Origin of the sequence: Citrobacter sp. Igbk 17 (assembly GCF_028069775.1) — a bacterium.
Classification (GTDB): Bacteria; Pseudomonadota; Gammaproteobacteria; order Enterobacterales; family Enterobacteriaceae; genus Citrobacter.
In genome coordinates this window covers 14843-30150 of the sequence record NZ_JANEWI010000050.1, presented here as the reverse complement: position 1 = coordinate 30150, position 15308 = coordinate 14843, and the positions used below count along the sequence as shown (strand labels likewise).

Below are 15308 nucleotides of genomic sequence, written 5' to 3'. Positions count from 1 at the left end.
CTGCCGTGGAGAAATGAAAAGGCTGTGGTTCGGGTGATATAGAAGAGTTTCATAGAACTTTAGGGTTACATCATAGTAATCAATTTCTCTATTTAAACCCGCTACGGCGGGTTTTTCACTCTCTATTGAATATGCTATTTTTTATGCAATAAGAGCGATTAGTCGGACGCAACTGGGGAATGCATGGATTCAACGAACGACGAAGAAAAACGTATAGAATTTGAAAAATTCATCATTGAAAGGTTTGGTGATGCAGTTGATCTCCGCAGAGCGAAAAATGGCGGTAATGGATATATATCATGGGAGGCGGCTGTAGCATGGATTGTCTGGCTGGAGCGTCCATTGCATCATAAAACCAATTCGACAGGGACTGAACCAGCCTGATACTGCGGTTTTTTCTTGCATTGATTTTCCATTATCAACTGTACATAATGTCAGTGTCAGCCTGAGCAACTGACAACCTTATGCGCCACGGAGAGCATCATGGCGCAGTTACAACTAATCAAGCAGTCATCAGGAATCCTGATCCCCGCTACGCCGGAGACCAGCGATTTACTGCAATCGAAAATCAAACTCGGTGCCGTGCTGGTGGCTGAGTTCCGGCAGGTACGCAACCCGGCTTTTCACCGTCGCTTCTTCGCATTACTCAATCTCGGATTTGAATACTGGGAACCTACTGGCGGGGCGATCTCTTCCAACGAACGTAAATTGGTGACCGGGTACGCTAAATTCCTTGCCTCTTTCGCGGGAAGTGAAGCTGCACTCCTGGATGCGGCTGAACAGTATCTGGACCGCATCGCCGATAAGCGCGCAGGTAGCATCAGTATCTGCAAATCCTATGACGCATACCGTGCATGGGTGATCGTCGAGTCTGGCCACTACGACGCTATTCAGCTACCTGACGGTACCCTTCGCAAACATCCACGCAGCATTGCCTTTGCCAACATGGACGAAACCGAGTTCCAGCAGCTGTACAAAGCTGCGTTCGATGTTCTGTGGCGCTGGGTATTGTCCCGGGCTTTCAAGGACCAGCGTGAAGCCGAGAACGCCGCCGCTCAGCTCATGAGTTTTGCGGGGTGATGGCGATGAAATATTCCTGGTTCCACCATCACGAATGCACAACCGAACAGGCAGACGAGCTGGTGGCTAATTACCGCCGCCGTGGCGTAAAGGTTGAGCGCAGTCTTAACCACGACAACATCACCTGGACTATCAGCGCGCAGCTGCCGGAAAGCGAGAGGGCGCCGCGCCCAAGCCGTGTCTGGCAAAGCAAGGTGTGGGGGTGATCATGGCTAAATTGCCGCGCCGTAAGTGCGCGAACAAAGAATGCCGGCAGTGGTTTCACCCTGCGCGTAACGGGCAGTTGGTGTGCTCCTTCGGGTGTGCCAGCGTCGTCGGCAAAGAACAGACCAGAAAAGCTCGGGAAGCCTTACAGCGTAAAGAGCTTGCCCGGCAGCGCAATGCTGAGAAAAAAGAACGCGCCACTTGGCGGAAACGGAAAGCAGCTGCTAAGCCGCTGAAGCACTGGGAGGATTTAACCCAGCGCGTCGTCAATGACTATATTCGCGAGCGTGACCATGATTTGCCATGCATCAGTTGTGGGACGTTCGACACCGTCCAGTGGGAAGCAGGTCACTACCGCTCACGCGGTAAGGCATCACATCTCCGCTATCACGAAGACAATATTAATAAACAGTGTCACCACTGTAACGTTCAGCTGTCGGGAAATCAGCAGCAGTACCGTCTTGGGCTTATCGAGAAAATCGGCTCTGTTCGCGTCGAGGCGCTCGAAAACAACAACTTTCCGCACCGATACACAATCGAAGAACTCGAAGCCATCAGGAAGCGCTACAGCGCACTTCGTCGTGGATTAATTAAGAGCAGGGAGGCCGCATGACATTTGAATCCTATTTTGCTGATCACCTCCGCGTTCGTTGGCAACGATTGCGCTTATATCACTTTCCCGGCTCTGTGCTGACGGACTACCGAATACTGAAGAATTATATCAAAACCATAGGCGGTGCTGTATGAACACTCAATTTCTCGAATACGTGCGCCAGCAGCTGATGGTGGCCACCGCTGATTTAAGTGGTGCTACGAAAGGGCAGTTAATGGCCTGGTTGGAGAACGCGCAGTTCGATACTGGAACGTTTAAACGTAAAAAGCCTCGAGTGCTGGATGAAGTGACCGGGGAAATGATAACACTGGATAACCCACCAATCCCCGGCAAGCAATCGCATGCCAAGGGTTCGCATATTCCGCTGGTGCAGCCGGTTGAATACTCCACCGCATCGTGGCGCCGTGCGCTGATGGCGCTCGAAGAGCACCAGAAGGCCTGGCTTCTATGGAACTACAGCGAGAATGTGCAGTGGGAGAATCAGGTGCTGATTACTCAGTGGGCATGGGGCGAGTTCAGGGCTCAAATGGGCACCAAGAAAGTGGCCGGAAAAACGATGGACAGGTTGAAAGCCTTAATCTGGCTGGCTGCGCAGGATGTTAAAGCAGATCTGGCCGGGAGTGAGGTGTATGAATACCAAAAGTTGGCGGAGCTGGTTGGCGTGGCTAAGTCGACCTGGACAGAAACCTATCTCCCACACTGGCTGGCAATGCGTAGCATCTTTACGCGGCTCGATAGCGGCGCTCTGATATCAGTAACGCGATCACGTTCACAACAAAAGGCGACAAATTTGGATGTAAGTCTTGCAAAACCGAACTGAAATGGATATATTTCGTGTAAATCTGATATTGTGCCATTGTTGTATGCACTGGCAGTAAATGAGTTTTCGAGCCTGAGGTTAACGCCTTGGGCTTTTTGCTTTATAGCGATTTAAGAATTTCTAAAACCACTCTGAGACCAGCCCCGTATAATTCCCCCATACATATAGGAGGGGATATGGATAACGGGTTTTACTGGATCCAGTTTAACGGGACTGCTCAGGTGGCATATTTTACCAATGAGATTTTTGAAGACCTGGAGACAGGTAAAATGATCACTGGAGTCTGGCATCTAACCAGAGGCGACGACATCTGCCATAACGGGGAAGCTGAGGTTCTCGAAGGACCATTGCAGCCACCGCAATAAAAAATACCAAACATCCAATCCCTGGCTTCCCGCCGGGGATTTTTCATTTCAGGCTCACGGGAATCATCCGCTACGTGCTTTGTTGATAAATTCAGCCCGTGAAGCCTGACCCTTTTCATACACACACAGCGCCATCCGAAAAATCGGAGGTGAGGCTATGACCAGAATGAGCACCATTTACAGCAGACTTTCATATGGAACAGGAACCACGCTGACCGGCTGCGGTGTATCAGCGAAGGCATATGCCGAAACAGCTAAAACAGCAAAAGAGGTGTCCTGGATGTTGGCCGACAGAATTGCAGGGTTAAGCCTGAGCGACTGGGCAATTATTGTCGGTATCGCATGCACTGTTATCACCTGTGCAGTGAACTGGTATTTCCGCTGGAAAGAACGGGAGGATCGGCGCAATGGCTATGCCACCAAAGCTGAAGAATAAACTGAGCGCAGCGGTCGTTGGTTTGATTCTTGCCGGGGCTTCCGCACCCGTTATTCTCGATCAGTTTCTGGATGAGAAAGAGGGTAATAGTCTGACGGCGTATCGCGACGGCGGAGGAATCTGGACAATTTGCCGTGGCGCCACGATGGTTGATGGCAAGCCGGTAGTGCAGGGCATGAAGCTGTCAGCTGAGAAATGCGCCCAGGTAAACGCCATTGAACGCGATAAAGCGCTGGCCTGGGTGGACCGCAATATCAAGGTACCACTGACAGAACCACAGAAAGCCGGGATCGCGTCTTTTTGTCCCTACAACATCGGCCCCGGTAAATGTTTCCCGTCTACGTTTTATAAGCGAATAAATGCTGGCGACCGTGAAGGCGCCTGTGAAGCGATCCGCTGGTGGATTAAAGACGGTGGCCGAGACTGTCGCCTGACCAAAGGCCAGAAAAATGGCTGCTATGGGCAGGTAGAAAGACGAGACCAAGAAAGCGCTTTGACGTGCTGGGGGATAGACCAGTGAGCCTGCGCTATCGGTTTATTGCCATTTTGCTGCTGGTGTCCGTTGCATTCATTGCTGGGAATGTATGGAGCAGCCGCGGTTGGGAAAAGAAGTGGGCCGAGCGTGACAGCGTAGAATCATCGCAAACAGCGAACGCACAGACCGCAGCCCGCATGATTGAACAAGGGCGTATTATTGCCCGTGATGAGGCTGTAAAAGATGCACAAGCACAAGCGGCTAAATCAGCTGCCACTGCTGCTGGTCTGTCTGCTACTGTTAGCCAGCTGCGCACCGAAGCAACAAAGCTTGCCGCCCGCCTGGACGCCGCAAAGCACACCGCAGATCTTGCCGCTGCCGTCAGAAGCAAAACAGCCATGGCCGACCCTACAATGCTTGCCAACATGCTCGGAAGCCTTGCAGAAGAAGTTCGATATTATGCTGAGCGAGCTGACGAAAGCTACCGGGCAGGAATGACATGTGAGCGTATTTACGACTCGGTGAGAGAGTCAAATAACGGGAACTGGCAAAAAGCGGGGACGAATCCCCGCAGATGATTAGCCTACCTTGCGGTAGCCGTAAACATTTTTGATGTGTTGGTGAAAGTAAACGCCTTTTGACCCGGCTGAAAGCAGGCCCAGATGTACTGTCGATGGAACACCTGAATACTGATAAATGCCGCCACCATGAAAGGCAATTTCAAGAACGTTTGTAGCGGGATCATATCCTACTGACTGGAGATTAGAAGATGAAACAGGTTGACGAATCAAAGCGGTTTCCTCGTTTGAATGGGAAAGGTCCCGAGGAAATCGTAGAGCTATTCAAAGGGTATAACTTTGTCGACGATCATGGTCATCGACTGGATATGTGCCAGGACTTCAAAGATTTGGTTGAGCTTGCCAGTAAAGCGCAGGCCTGACCGCATTACAGAAGTTCTTCACAGAGGGGCTTCGATAATGTATTGCCGCAGTTGATATTTTTAAACTTGGCCCCAATCTTCTAATAGACACAGATAGGCTGTGGTAAAAGGAGAATGAAATGCTTGATGGATATTTTGGTCTGACTGACCCTGGGGTTTCGAGAGAAGAGCATCAACGCTTACTTGCGGTTAAGGCTGCACTGGAGATAGCTAAGGCATCGGCTTCTTCGGCGTCAGGGGACTCATCAGGTGGGACGATGTATCAAGATTTAGACTTTGCGGCTAGTAAAGTGTCTGAGCTAGCAGATGCAATTCAGGATGCATTAGACCTTGAAAGTGAATAATTCCCCCTTATGAGGGGATGTTGTTATATGACCATCACAAAGGCCACTTTCGAGTGGCTTTTTATTGCCATCACCATGGGCAGACCAATCGTAATGGAGTAAAAAAGAGGTGCTATTGATCAGCCAGGATTTATTAAATCTGTTCAGACATAGAGTTTGTGGATCTTTTCATCTCAAGACTGGAGGTCTGTTTGACTGGCAAGGCGTAAATGTTGAAAGTATATGTCGATCTCACTATTCCCGGAACATCAATGCAGACGGTCTTTTTCTGAAAACTTGGCGGGAAAGATGGCAGGTTTTCCAACGTTTCAACATAAAAGGATATGTCGTCGGCGTTTCTTTCGAGAAACTTTACTTTCCCAATTAATGGGCAAGGGAGAACTGTTCTTTGTTGGATTACATGAATAAAGTGAGAGGTTGGTGAAACAACTTTCCTTGAGAGGTCGGATAGGATGCCTCTTTGCACCTGTTCAAGAAGCAAATCTCGCGGATAGTGGTGTTTCAGTTCTATGGTGGCGATGCAGTCACTTTCCTCATTGCCCTGTCGTGTTGGATTGTAGATTGATAAGTCAACAGCACCGATCCTTAGTTTCGGATGTTCACTAATAGCAATCACTGAATTCATCTGATTGATGATAACGACCAGCTCGTCTCGAATCTGAGTCTCATGCTTCCGGTTGTAAAAGTGAGCATTCAACTCATTCAGTTTTTTTTGCATCCTTTCATGTTTGATCGCTTGGAATAGCAATTCCTGAATCATCGTATCCCTTAATTTATTCAAAATAGTAGCAAGGATTATACATGGCAAAACCGGACTGGGGAGCTTTGCAAAACCAGTTCCTTGCCGAGCATGCTGAATCAGTAATTTCCTAACAGCATTGGAATCAAGCGAAGACGTTGTATATTACTTGATAATTCTGTGGGTTAAAATGATGAGAAGGGCGCAGCTGTGATCGCGCCCTTTAAAATTATTGAGATAGAATTTCCTTAAGGTATCTAATCAGATCGCTTTTTTTTGCACCAGTACACGCAGACAAACCATCGCTTAACTCATCAATTGTTTTTCCTATCGGGGATGGTCCTGCAGATGATCTTGCGAAGTAAATACCATTTTCATAGCCGATGTCGTATGTGATTTTGTTGAATTCAACTCTAACCATAGCCACTCCTACCAAGTCTAAAATGAAATAAACTATGGCACTCACCGACAAGCAAGAAATGTTCTGCCGCGAGTACCTCATCGATTTAAACGCTACGCAAGCGGCTATTCGGGCGGGGTACAGCGTCAAGACTGCAAACCGCATCGCCGCTAAGTTGTTGTCAAAAGTTGACATCCAAAACAGAATCGCCGAACTCAAAGCGAAGCGCAACGAAGATGTGGGTATTGATGCCGATTATGTGCTCCGTCGCTTGGTTGAGATCGATCAGATGGACGTTCTGGACATTCTCAATGACGACGGCAGCCTCAAGCCGATCACCTCATGGCCAAAAGCCTGGCGAATTTCTCTGACCGGCTTGGACATCAGCACGACCATTCAGAACTTCGACGAGGAGACGGCGGAAACCATCCTCAAAAAGGTTAAGTGGCCGGATAAGGTCAAGAACCTTGAACTGCTCGGCAAGCACATCAAAGTGCAGGCGTTCAAAGAGCAGGTTGAACAGAAGGTCACAGCAACCCACAGCATTATGCCGGTCCCGTCCTGCGATAACGTCGACGACTGGGAAGCAGCAGCACAGAAACAGCAGAGCGAGGTTCTTGGTGGATGAATTACAAAGCCGTCTGGAAACCTTTGCCGGGATCGCAATCGCTCTCCCTGAGCTGCCCATGTAACGAGATCCTCTACGAAGGAACGCGCGGACCGGGTAAAACTGCCGCGCAGCTGGCGCGCTTTCGTCGCCTGGTTGGTCTGGGCTATGGCTCGTTCTGGCGTGGCGTGATATTCGATACCGAGTATAAGAACCTCACCGACATCATTACCCAGTCAAAGCGTATGTATCGCCTATTTAACGACGGCGCACGCTATCTGGCATCGGCCAGTGAATTACGTTGGGTATGGCCTACTGGCGAAGAGCTGCTGTTCCGCTTCGGGAAGGAAGAGGGTGATTACTGGGATTATCACGGTCAGGAGTTTCCGTTCATCGGCTTCAACGAGCTGACCAAACAGCAGTCGGGTGAGTTCTACGAAATGATGTTCTCCTGCCGGCGCTCATCGTTCCGGCCGGAAAACTATCCGCTGGATGATGGCTCGCTGCTTAGACCGATCCCCCTGGAGACGTTCAGCACGACCAATCCGTTTGGCATTGGCCATACCTGGGTAAAGAAACGCTTCATCGAGCCAGCGCCGCGCGGCACTATCATTCGTGAAACGCAGAAGGTGTTTAACCCGCAGACCGAACGTGAAGAGGATGTGACGCTGACGCGAGTGGCTATTCACGGCTCGTTCAAAGAGAACCCGTACCTCGATCCCCAGTACATCGCAACGCTGATGGCCATCAAAGACCCTAATCGCCGCAAAGCGTGGGTAGAGGGCTCGTGGGACGTCACCAGCGGCGGGCGCTTTGACCACCTGTGGAATGCATCGCTGCATGTCATTAAGCCGTTCCGCATACCGGATAGCTGGACCGTCGACCGCTCCCATGACTGGGGCGAGTCGAAGCCGTTCTCTAACCTCTGGTGGGCGCGCGCCGATGGCACCGCAGCAGAGCTGCCGGACGGTCGCCAGTTCTGCCCACCTGCCGGGTCGCTGATCCTGATTGGCGAGTGGTACGGCTGCCCGCCTGACGAGCTAAATAAAGGCCTCAATATGTCCTCGACGAACGTCGCCAAGGGCGTTGCGTGGGTTGATAAGCGGTTGGTGGGTGAAGAGGTCGCCGAACCTGAAGAGATAAAACTCAACGGAGTGACACAGGGGCAGTTAAACATCAGGCCTGGCATCTGCAAGAAGATTGCGACAGGCCCTGCTGATGGGGCGATCTATAACACTGGCGATGATGAGCTATCGATTGCCCAGAAGATGGAAACACAGGGCGTTAAATGGGTGCCATCCAATAAAAAACCGGGCTCTCGCGTGAACGGTGCCGCCTTGTTCGCTGACATGCTCGAAGCGGTCATTGAAGGTAAAAAGCTGGAGTCAGGGATGCCCGAGAAACCAGCGTTTTACGTCTTCGAGTATTGTCGTGGCTGGATAAGTCGCGTGCCTGTGCTCGTTCGCGACAGCAAAAATCCAGACGACGTAGACACCCAGCAGGAAGACCACGACTGGGACGGCACGCGCTACGCAGTGCTGCATTCACCGCCGAAGAAAGTCGGCAAAGTCACCAACCTACGGATTTAATGCCATGCCTGATATTTCAACACCCAATCTGGACTATGGGAACATGGTGCAGGCGTGGGACATTAACGACGCCCTGATGGGCGGTACGCTGTATATGCGCCAGCTTGGTGAGGCATATCTGCCACGCTGGCCGAAAGAAGATAAAGAGGGCTACAAAAAGCGCCTGGCAGTGGCAACGCTGCTCCCAGCGTACGAAGAGACGATTAACCAGAACGTTGGGCGTGTATTCGCTGAGCCAATCCAGTTGGGTGAGAACGTCCCGGATGCGCTTCGCGAGTTTGCAAAGGACGTGGATCTGGAAGGTAGTCGCCTTGACGTTTGGGCGCAGGCGTTCTTCAGCCTGGCGATGCAGTATGGCCTATCTCATGCGCTGGTGGATTATCCCCGGGTAGACGCAGAACAGGTAAAGACCAAAGCAGATGAGAAAGCTACTGGCGCGCGGCCATATGTAACGATGCTCAATCCCCGACAGGTAATTGGCTGGAAGTCAAAGATGACTGCAGGCAAGGTCGTGCTCACGGAGCTGCGCATCAAAGAGGTGGTAGTCGAGGACGGTGATGACTTCGGGCAGACAAAAGTCGAGCAAATTCGATTGCTAACACCTGGACTGGTGCAGATTTATCGTAAGGCTACCGGCGATAATGCACAGGCGAACTGGGCGCTACACGAAGAATGGCAAACGTCGCGGCAGGACATCACGCTGGTCACGCTCTACACCAAGCGCACTGGTTTTATGTGCGGTTCTCCTCCGCTGTTGAATATGGCGCTGCTGAACGTGAAGCACTGGCAGAGTCAGAGCGAACAGGACAACATCCTGCACGTAGCGCGCGTCCCGTTGCTTACGGTATTCGGCCTGGAGGATGGGCAGGAACTGGTAATTGGCTCTTCGTCTGCAACTCAGTTCTCCGATCGACAGAAACAGGGGCTTGAATATGTCGAGCACACTGGAACGTCAATCAGTGCCGGTAAAGAGTCCCTGACTGACCTGGTAGAGCAAATGCGCCAGGCTGGCGCGAAGCTGCTGCGTACCGACAATACCTCGACCAAGTCTGTTGACCAGACCTCAGAAGAGAAAATGCAGGAGCAATCGCCGCTCTACACCATGGCAACCAGCCTTGAAGATGCAATCGACAATATCCTGCAGATTATGGCTGAGTACATCGGTGAATCCGAAGGCGGTAACGTTGATGTCCGCACTGAACTGGATGTTGAGTCGAAAGAGTTCAATCCTCCGGCAGCGCTGGCCATCCAGTCGCTGCGCCAGGGCGGCGATATACGTCGTGTTGACGCGATTAAGTCGCTCCAGAAGCTCAACATCATCGATGCTGATGCAGATCCCGATGTGGTGCTGAGTGAACTACTGGTTGAATCAGCCTCGCTGACCGAACCGCCACTAGGTGAGGTGTGATATGGCTCGCTCAGTTAATGATCGCCTGCAGGACGAGACGATAGCGCACGGCCTGTATGTGAACCGCTACGGTACTGGCGTTGCCCGGCGCATGGTGGCGTTGCTCAGCAAGATGGATGCTGACCTGGCTGCCAAACTGCTGGTGCTGCTGGATGGTAAGCGCGCTGATACCTACAGTGCCCGCCGCCTGGCTTCGCTTCTGGCTGGTGTGCGGGACCTCAACCAGCAGGCCTACGAACCGGTTAATGCCGCGCTTGCCCGAGAGCTGACGCGCTACGTTGAGTATGAGGCCGGGTATCAACTGGACTTGTTCAGCAGTGTCATTCCGAAACAGATACTCCAGCACATTCCGCTCCAGAACATTGCTCCTGAGCAGGTTTACGCCGCGGCTGTAGCACAGCCATTCCAGGGGCGTTTGCTGAAAGAGTGGGGCCAGAAACTCGAATCGGATCGCCTGGATAAAATCACCAACGCTGTGCGATCCGGCTTCCTCCAGGGCGAAACAGTAGAGCAAATCGTCAAACGTGTTGCTGGTACGCCGAAACTCAACCGTGAAGACGGGATAATCAATGCCTCCCGGCGTGACCTGGCGGTTGTGACCCGTACTGCGGTGAACCATATGGCCGCCTCAGCCCGTCAGGACTTCGCTCGGGCAAACAGCGACATCGTGAAGGCCAAACAGTGGTCATCCACGCTTGATACCCATACGAGCCAGTGGTGCATCATCCGCGACCGCAGGCTTTACACCCTCGACGGCAAGCCGCTGGGGCATGTGGTTCCGTACCTGCGCGGCCCCGGCAAAATCCACTTCTGCTGTCGCTCCGGCGAAATCCTTATTACGAAATCGTGGGAGGAATTGCAGATACCACCTGACGAACTGAGCAACGCAACCAGGGCGTCCATGGACGGCCAGGTGCCAGCACATACGAGTTATGCCGACTGGCTCACCCGGCAGCCGTACGCGCGACAGGAGCAGGTGCTGGGAGTTACTCGCGCCATGATGCTTCGCGACGGAAAAATCACGGTACCAGAGATGTTCAACGATGCCGGTGAGTTCCTGACCCTAGACGAATTGCGCCGCGTGGATGCGTCGGCGTTCCAGTAGCACAAACCCCATGAACATCAGGCTGCCTCCGGGCGGCTTTTTTTATGCCTGCCGCTGAGCGGATGCGATGCGGTGACCGGGTCGGATGACCTACTACCAATGGCCGGAAGGCTGGAGCAAAACAATGAAACTCAAACTCGATGCTAACGGCAATGTGGTCGTTGAAAACGGGATGCCTGTCTACGTACATGATGACGGCAAAGAAATCCCGTTCGACGCGGTCGCAGCGATGACCAAAATCACCTCATTAAACGGTGAAGCAAAAACTCACCGCGAGGCGAAGGAAGCGGCGGAAGCCGGTCTCGCGAAATTCGCTGGCATCACCGACCCGACCAAGGCGCTTGAAGCCCTGGAGATGATGACCAAAATCGACCAGAAGAAACTGATCGACGCTGGTGCCGTTGACCAGGTGAAGGCCGAAATCACCAAGGCATTCCAGCAGCAACTGGACGAAGCCAATGGGCGCAGCCAGAAACTGGAAACCCAACTCTACGACGAGATGATCGGCGGCCGCTTCGGTGGTTCGAAGTTCATTTCCGAGAAGATGGCGATCCCGGCTGAGTTCGTGCGTTCCCATTTCGGGCAGAACTTCAAAATCGAAGACGGCAAGGTCGTGGCCTACGACGGGCAGGGCAACAAGGTGTTCTCCCGTACCAAGCCTGGCGAACTGGCTGGTTTCGACGAAGCGCTGGAATCTCTGGTCGAGTTGCATCCGCAGAAAGACTACATCCTCAAAGCGTCCGGTAACAGCGGCGGCGGCTCGCAGCAGTCGCAGCATCAGGCCGGGCAGAAAACCATGAAACGCGGTGCGTTTGACGCTCTGGATGGTGCAGGCAAGCAGGCTGCGCTTAGCGATGGCGTCAACATCGTCGATTAATTGAAAGGAGCCATAAATGGCAGGCAACACCCTTACTGGTCTGATCCCGACCATTTATACTGCACTGAACGTTGTTTCCCGTGAGCAAACTGGGTTTATTCCAGCCGTTGCGCGAAATGCAAAAGCAGATGCCGCAGCCAAAGGCCAGATTGTTCGTGCGCCAGTTGCGCCAACAGCTAAAACTGAAGACATCACCCCCGGAGCCTCCGCGCCAAACACTGGCGATCAGGTGATTGATGGGGTTGATGTAACCATCACCAAGTCCAAAATGGCCCCGGTCAAGTGGAACGGTGAAGAACAGTTGGCGCTTGGCCCGGCTGGCACCTACAACATTATTCTCGCAGACCAATTCCAGGAGGCGTTCCGTGCGCTGGCAAACGAAGTGGATGCAGACCTCGCGGCGCTGTTCTTTAACTCGTCCCGCGCTGTTGGTGCACCTAAGGATACCCCGTTCAGTATCAAAGACGACCTGACCGATGCGGCACTGGCGCGTCAGATTCTGACCGATAATGGTGCTCCAACTACTGATATGCGCATGGTGCTTGGCGGTGAGGCAATGGCATCTATTCGTGGTAAGCAGTCTGTGCTGTTTAAAACGAATGAGGCAGGAACTGACCGGATGCTGCGTGAAGGCATCATCGGCAAAATCATGGGGTTCAATCTCCATGAGTCATTCAATATCGGCCGCACCTCGAAGAGCACAGCTGCTGGCTATAAGGTCAATGGCGCGAAGGTGGCTGGCGACATCATTGTTGCTATCTCTGCTGGTACAGGCGGGATCGCAGCTGGCACCGCGGTGAAATTTGCCGGAGACGATAACCAGTACATGGTTGTGGCTGCCACCTCCTCAAGCATCACCATCAGCGCTCCTGGTCTGCGTCAGGATCTGGCTGACCAGGCTGCGGTCACTGTGCTGAGCGAGTTTGCGCCAAACATGGCCTTTGCCCGTAACGCATTCCTGCTTGCGAGTCGCACCCCGGCGATGCCAGAAGGTGGTGATACCGCAGATGATGTCATGAACGTGACCGATCCGGTTTCCGGCATTACCTTCCAGGTGGCGCTGTACCGCCAGTACCGCCAAGTGCGCTATGAAGTCGGTCTGTCGTGGGGTGTTGCTGCCGTTAAGCCACGCCACGCATGCATCATCATGGGCTAACCAATGGGGCTTCGGCCCCTTTGTTTTTCAGGAGGCCAAATGGCCGGATTGACCAAAGAGCAGCGCGCGCAGCGTGAGGCTGAAAAGCTAGCGGTGCAGAACGACGCTGAACATGCTCCTGCTCAGCAGGAATCTACCGGCAATGAGCTGGTGGTCATGGTGCGTGATACCCCAGAGTTCCCCGGCGGTCCGCTGAGCGCCGAGGTTCACCCTGACGAAGTTGATAACTGGCTGGCGCTGGACTGGCGTCTGGAGGAATAACCATGCTGGTGGCCGATCCTCATTCGCCAGATTTCAACACCTACGCCAGTGTTCTCAACCTGCGCACATTCGCGGCAGGTCGCGGGTATACCGCTCCTGCCGATGATGGCGAGTGCGGCCAGATGCTGATGCAGGCGATGGATTATCTGGAGGGGCAGCAATGGCGCGGGCAGCGGTCCAGCGCATCACAAGCGCTGTCCTGGCCGCGCGCAGGTGTTCGCTTCGACGGTGTTGACCTGCCGGACGACGCCATCCCGCAGCGTCTGGTTGATGCTCAGTGCCGACTGGCCATCGAATCGCAGGAGATTGACTTAACGCCTTCGGTTGCTGGTGGCGGCGCGGTGACGATGGAACGCGTCGAGGGTGCGGTAACCGTTCAGTACGAAGCGGGTACCTACAAGGCTGCACCATCATTCCCTTGGCTCTACTCCTTGCTGCGAGGGCTGGTGGTCGGCGGCAATCAGGTCCGTATTGAAAGGGGCTGAAATGGCAATTAACTATCTGCGCATGCGTGCGACAGCCACTCGGCTGCTGACCGAAAACGGGAAGGCATATCAGCTTTCCCGTGGCGGCACGACTATCCGCGACCAGTTTGGGAAAGAGATCACCACTCCGGAAATCACTGCGACCGTCACCGGTGTTATCACCGAGTATTCATCCCGAGAAATCGACGGTTCCCTGATTGCCACGGGCGATAAAAAACTGGCGGCCACGTTTGAAACGGAAGTGCGTATCGATGACCACATCGAAATCGACGGCAAGAAATGGCGAGTGGTTCAACCGAACCCGGTTAAGCCTGCTGATGTGCTTATCTCCTACAACATCCAACTGAGGGCGTAACTATGGCTGACACTGCTAATCAGCCGTTCCTGGCTGCTATTCAGCTGTTCGTCGATGGCTCAAAGGAGGACATAGACCAGGTGGTGCGCCGGACAGGTATCAAAATACTCGGACGGCTGGTGGATATGTCCCCCGTCGGGCAGCCGGATATCTGGCAGGTGAACCAGACGGCAACCTCTTACAACACTGCGGTTCGGGAACATAACGCGGCTTTGCGTGATGACCCGGACAACCTCACAAAGTCAGGGCGACTTAAGCGCGGGCTGCGTGTTAATGACTCGATGGATATCAAAAAGCCTGACGGGTATGTTGGAGGCCGTTTCAAAAATAACTGGTACGTGGGATTTGATAGTCAGCCAACCGAATCGAACGAGACGCCAGATGCGTCCGGGCAGGGTTCTAACTCACGTGGAATGACGGTGCTCGAGGTGTTCCGGGTAGGGCAGGTTAATTCGATTTACTTCACCAATAACCTGCCTTATGCCGTAGCCCTGGAGAATGGGCATTCTGGACAGGCGCCTGGCGGCATGGTTGGTATAACTGCGCTGGATGCCGCGCAGCTGTTCCGTGAGGCAATGAGCGAGGTGCGAAATGGTCGGTGAACAGTCAATGCGGATCGCTGACCTGCTGGAAAGCCGTGTCGCGGTTATCTGCTCATCGCTCGGTCTGCCTGTCGCCTGGCCGAACATCGCGTTCACCCCTCCGGATAATGCGCCGTACGGGCGCGTTTACATCTTGCCGGCTCAAACAGTTGGGCAAGATATGGAAGGCCAACTGCGAACATATCAGGGCATTCTCCAGCTCAACATCATCGCTCCGGCGGGTAGCGGCGTGACTCAGGCCAGAGGACTGGCTCAGTACATCGCTGACGCTTTCCCCGAAGGGCTACCGCTGGTGGATGGTGACCTCACGACTTACATCAACGGGCCGCCACAGATTCGTTCACCAATACAGGACCGTCCGACATCTGCACCAAACGGCAGCAGCGGCTCCATAACCTATACCATCCCCATCAGCATGCAATACCGCGCTGATTACTGACCCGTCAC

Annotated in this window: 26 protein-coding genes; 23 read left to right on the top strand and 3 right to left on the bottom strand. The window is 53.2% G+C overall.

Going from position 1 to position 15308, the window contains the following annotated elements; translation table 11 throughout:
• Positions 1-183 precede the first annotated feature (183 nt).
• The 10 genes from NNO08_RS21175 to NNO08_RS21130 all read left to right on the top strand — a co-directional run bounded on the left by NNO08_RS21175 (position 184) and on the right by NNO08_RS21130 (position 4571).
• Positions 184-384, top strand: coding sequence for a hypothetical protein (locus tag NNO08_RS21175; protein WP_075847211.1), 201 nt, complete (start codon positions 184-186; stop codon positions 382-384).
• Between the two features lie 96 nt (positions 385-480).
• Complete coding sequence (locus NNO08_RS21170) at positions 481-1080, top strand: DUF1367 family protein (RefSeq protein ID WP_271440895.1); 600 nt, start codon at positions 481-483, stop codon at positions 1078-1080.
• Positions 1080-1286 (top strand): hypothetical protein, encoded by a 207-nt coding sequence (locus NNO08_RS21165; RefSeq protein ID WP_271440855.1) that lies wholly within the window; start codon positions 1080-1082, stop codon positions 1284-1286. Before NNO08_RS21170 ends, NNO08_RS21165 begins: the two co-directional genes overlap by 1 nt.
• 2 nt (positions 1287-1288) lie before the next feature.
• Complete coding sequence (locus tag NNO08_RS21160; RefSeq protein WP_271440854.1) at positions 1289-1897, top strand: recombination protein NinG; 609 nt, start codon at positions 1289-1291, stop codon at positions 1895-1897.
• Positions 1894-2031: a YlcG family protein gene (locus NNO08_RS21155; RefSeq protein ID WP_016156248.1), complete on the top strand. Its 138-nt coding sequence runs from the start codon at positions 1894-1896 to the stop codon at positions 2029-2031. The genes NNO08_RS21160 and NNO08_RS21155 overlap by 4 nt, the downstream gene beginning before the upstream one ends.
• Positions 2028-2717, top strand: coding sequence for a bacteriophage antitermination protein Q (locus NNO08_RS21150; RefSeq protein ID WP_271440853.1), 690 nt, complete (start codon positions 2028-2030; stop codon positions 2715-2717). Before NNO08_RS21155 ends, NNO08_RS21150 begins: the two co-directional genes overlap by 4 nt.
• 176 nt (positions 2718-2893) lie before the next feature.
• Positions 2894-3082 carry a hypothetical protein gene (locus NNO08_RS21145; protein ID WP_271440852.1) on the top strand — a complete coding sequence of 63 codons (189 nt, stop codon included), beginning with the start codon at positions 2894-2896 and terminating at the stop codon, positions 3080-3082.
• Between the two features lie 157 nt (positions 3083-3239).
• On the top strand, positions 3240-3518 hold the full coding sequence (locus tag NNO08_RS21140; RefSeq protein WP_001568784.1) for a phage holin: 279 nt from the start codon (positions 3240-3242) through the stop codon (positions 3516-3518).
• Positions 3490-4038: a lysozyme gene (locus NNO08_RS21135; protein WP_271440851.1), complete on the top strand. Its 549-nt coding sequence runs from the start codon at positions 3490-3492 to the stop codon at positions 4036-4038. Before NNO08_RS21140 ends, NNO08_RS21135 begins: the two co-directional genes overlap by 29 nt.
• Positions 4035-4571, top strand: a complete 537-nt coding sequence (locus NNO08_RS21130; RefSeq protein WP_271440850.1) for a DUF2514 domain-containing protein — start codon at positions 4035-4037, stop codon at positions 4569-4571. The genes NNO08_RS21135 and NNO08_RS21130 overlap by 4 nt, the downstream gene beginning before the upstream one ends.
• Here NNO08_RS21130 and NNO08_RS21125 read toward each other — a convergent pair whose 3' ends face one another.
• The gene (locus NNO08_RS21125; RefSeq protein ID WP_071684699.1) at positions 4572-4784 is read right to left on the bottom strand and encodes a KTSC domain-containing protein; all 213 of its coding nucleotides are present in this window, start codon (positions 4782-4784) and stop codon (positions 4572-4574) included.
• On the opposite strand from NNO08_RS21125, the gene NNO08_RS21120 reads away from it, so the two are divergent.
• Together NNO08_RS21120 and NNO08_RS21115 are read left to right on the top strand one after the other, a co-directional pair.
• Entirely contained in the window at positions 4763-4933 is a 171-nt protein-coding gene (locus tag NNO08_RS21120) for a hypothetical protein (protein WP_271440849.1), read from the top strand. The two genes, NNO08_RS21125 and NNO08_RS21120, sit on opposite strands and share 22 nt — an antisense overlap.
• A gap of 119 nt (positions 4934-5052) precedes the next feature.
• On the top strand, positions 5053-5277 hold the full coding sequence (locus NNO08_RS21115; RefSeq protein ID WP_271440848.1) for a hypothetical protein: 225 nt from the start codon (positions 5053-5055) through the stop codon (positions 5275-5277).
• 133 nt (positions 5278-5410) lie between these two features.
• On the opposite strand, the gene NNO08_RS21110 is transcribed toward NNO08_RS21115, so the two are convergent.
• Together NNO08_RS21110 and NNO08_RS21105 are read right to left on the bottom strand one after the other, a co-directional pair.
• Positions 5411-6037 carry a hypothetical protein gene (locus tag NNO08_RS21110; protein ID WP_271440847.1) on the bottom strand — a complete coding sequence of 209 codons (627 nt, stop codon included), beginning with the start codon at positions 6035-6037 and terminating at the stop codon, positions 5411-5413.
• A 208-nt stretch (positions 6038-6245) separates the two neighbouring features.
• A complete protein-coding gene (locus NNO08_RS21105) occupies positions 6246-6437 on the bottom strand; it encodes a hypothetical protein (RefSeq protein WP_271440846.1) in 192 nt (63 codons plus the stop codon).
• A 34-nt stretch (positions 6438-6471) separates the two neighbouring features.
• Between NNO08_RS21105 and NNO08_RS21100 the strand changes: the two genes are divergently transcribed.
• The 11 genes from NNO08_RS21100 (at position 6472) to NNO08_RS21050 (ending at position 15300) form a co-directional block, all read left to right on the top strand.
• The gene (locus NNO08_RS21100; RefSeq protein ID WP_271440845.1) at positions 6472-7044 is read left to right on the top strand and encodes a terminase small subunit; all 573 of its coding nucleotides are present in this window, start codon (positions 6472-6474) and stop codon (positions 7042-7044) included.
• Positions 7041-8612 carry a terminase gene (locus tag NNO08_RS21095; protein WP_271440844.1) on the top strand — a complete coding sequence of 524 codons (1572 nt, stop codon included), beginning with the start codon at positions 7041-7043 and terminating at the stop codon, positions 8610-8612. The genes NNO08_RS21100 and NNO08_RS21095 overlap by 4 nt, the downstream gene beginning before the upstream one ends.
• A 4-nt stretch (positions 8613-8616) precedes the next feature.
• Entirely contained in the window at positions 8617-10020 is a 1404-nt protein-coding gene (locus NNO08_RS21090) for a DUF4055 domain-containing protein (protein ID WP_271440843.1), read from the top strand.
• Position 10021: 1 nt separating this feature from the next.
• Positions 10022-11125 carry a hypothetical protein gene (locus tag NNO08_RS21085; protein WP_271440842.1) on the top strand — a complete coding sequence of 368 codons (1104 nt, stop codon included), beginning with the start codon at positions 10022-10024 and terminating at the stop codon, positions 11123-11125.
• A 124-nt stretch (positions 11126-11249) separates the two neighbouring features.
• Positions 11250-12002 carry a DUF6651 domain-containing protein gene (locus tag NNO08_RS21080; RefSeq protein ID WP_271440841.1) on the top strand — a complete coding sequence of 251 codons (753 nt, stop codon included), beginning with the start codon at positions 11250-11252 and terminating at the stop codon, positions 12000-12002.
• A 16-nt stretch (positions 12003-12018) separates the two neighbouring features.
• Positions 12019-13158, top strand: coding sequence for a P22 phage major capsid protein family protein (locus NNO08_RS21075; RefSeq protein WP_271440840.1), 1140 nt, complete (start codon positions 12019-12021; stop codon positions 13156-13158).
• Between the two features lie 39 nt (positions 13159-13197).
• Complete coding sequence (locus NNO08_RS21070) at positions 13198-13419, top strand: hypothetical protein (RefSeq protein WP_271440839.1); 222 nt, start codon at positions 13198-13200, stop codon at positions 13417-13419.
• A gap of 2 nt (positions 13420-13421) precedes the next feature.
• Positions 13422-13904, top strand: coding sequence for a DnaT-like ssDNA-binding protein (locus tag NNO08_RS21065; RefSeq protein ID WP_271457494.1), 483 nt, complete (start codon positions 13422-13424; stop codon positions 13902-13904).
• A 1-nt stretch (position 13905) separates the two neighbouring features.
• The gene (locus tag NNO08_RS21060; protein WP_271440837.1) at positions 13906-14259 is read left to right on the top strand and encodes a hypothetical protein; all 354 of its coding nucleotides are present in this window, start codon (positions 13906-13908) and stop codon (positions 14257-14259) included.
• 2 nt (positions 14260-14261) lie between these two features.
• Positions 14262-14861 (top strand): hypothetical protein, encoded by a 600-nt coding sequence (locus tag NNO08_RS21055; protein ID WP_271440836.1) that lies wholly within the window; start codon positions 14262-14264, stop codon positions 14859-14861.
• Positions 14851-15300, top strand: a complete 450-nt coding sequence (locus tag NNO08_RS21050) for a phage tail terminator-like protein (RefSeq protein WP_271440835.1) — start codon at positions 14851-14853, stop codon at positions 15298-15300. Before NNO08_RS21055 ends, NNO08_RS21050 begins: the two co-directional genes overlap by 11 nt.
• The last annotated feature ends 8 nt before the right edge of the window (positions 15301-15308 follow it).

Bases quoted from the DNA above. Each gene is read 5' to 3' on its own strand.
- NNO08_RS21155 (WP_016156248.1), top strand. From the start codon at position 1,894: ATGACATTTGAATCCTATTTTGCTGATCACCTCCGCGTTCGTTGGCAA.
- NNO08_RS21120 (WP_271440849.1), top strand. From the start codon at position 4,763: ATGAAACAGGTTGACGAATCAAAGCGGTTTCCTCGTTTGAATGGGAAA.
- NNO08_RS21090 (WP_271440843.1), top strand. From the start codon at position 8,617: ATGCCTGATATTTCAACACCCAATCTGGACTATGGGAACATGGTGCAG.
- NNO08_RS21140 (WP_001568784.1), top strand. From the start codon at position 3,240: ATGACCAGAATGAGCACCATTTACAGCAGACTTTCATATGGAACAGGA.
- NNO08_RS21160 (WP_271440854.1), top strand. From the start codon at position 1,289: ATGGCTAAATTGCCGCGCCGTAAGTGCGCGAACAAAGAATGCCGGCAG.
- NNO08_RS21080 (WP_271440841.1), top strand. From the start codon at position 11,250: ATGAAACTCAAACTCGATGCTAACGGCAATGTGGTCGTTGAAAACGGG.
- NNO08_RS21150 (WP_271440853.1), top strand. From the start codon at position 2,028: ATGAACACTCAATTTCTCGAATACGTGCGCCAGCAGCTGATGGTGGCC.
- NNO08_RS21105 (WP_271440846.1), bottom strand. From the start codon at position 6,437: ATGGTTAGAGTTGAATTCAACAAAATCACATACGACATCGGCTATGAA.
- NNO08_RS21060 (WP_271440837.1), top strand. From the start codon at position 13,906: ATGGCAATTAACTATCTGCGCATGCGTGCGACAGCCACTCGGCTGCTG.
- NNO08_RS21055 (WP_271440836.1), top strand. From the start codon at position 14,262: ATGGCTGACACTGCTAATCAGCCGTTCCTGGCTGCTATTCAGCTGTTC.
- NNO08_RS21075 (WP_271440840.1), top strand. From the start codon at position 12,019: ATGGCAGGCAACACCCTTACTGGTCTGATCCCGACCATTTATACTGCA.
- NNO08_RS21100 (WP_271440845.1), top strand. From the start codon at position 6,472: ATGGCACTCACCGACAAGCAAGAAATGTTCTGCCGCGAGTACCTCATC.
- NNO08_RS21070 (WP_271440839.1), top strand. From the start codon at position 13,198: ATGGCCGGATTGACCAAAGAGCAGCGCGCGCAGCGTGAGGCTGAAAAG.
- NNO08_RS21165 (WP_271440855.1), top strand. From the start codon at position 1,080: ATGGCGATGAAATATTCCTGGTTCCACCATCACGAATGCACAACCGAA.
- NNO08_RS21065 (WP_271457494.1), top strand. From the start codon at position 13,422: ATGCTGGTGGCCGATCCTCATTCGCCAGATTTCAACACCTACGCCAGT.
- NNO08_RS21135 (WP_271440851.1), top strand. From the start codon at position 3,490: ATGGCTATGCCACCAAAGCTGAAGAATAAACTGAGCGCAGCGGTCGTT.
- NNO08_RS21145 (WP_271440852.1), top strand. From the start codon at position 2,894: ATGGATAACGGGTTTTACTGGATCCAGTTTAACGGGACTGCTCAGGTG.
- NNO08_RS21110 (WP_271440847.1), bottom strand. From the start codon at position 6,037: ATGATTCAGGAATTGCTATTCCAAGCGATCAAACATGAAAGGATGCAA.
- NNO08_RS21050 (WP_271440835.1), top strand. From the start codon at position 14,851: ATGGTCGGTGAACAGTCAATGCGGATCGCTGACCTGCTGGAAAGCCGT.
- NNO08_RS21095 (WP_271440844.1), top strand. From the start codon at position 7,041: ATGAATTACAAAGCCGTCTGGAAACCTTTGCCGGGATCGCAATCGCTC.
- NNO08_RS21115 (WP_271440848.1), top strand. From the start codon at position 5,053: ATGCTTGATGGATATTTTGGTCTGACTGACCCTGGGGTTTCGAGAGAA.
- NNO08_RS21085 (WP_271440842.1), top strand. From the start codon at position 10,022: ATGGCTCGCTCAGTTAATGATCGCCTGCAGGACGAGACGATAGCGCAC.
- NNO08_RS21175 (WP_075847211.1), top strand. From the start codon at position 184: ATGGATTCAACGAACGACGAAGAAAAACGTATAGAATTTGAAAAATTC.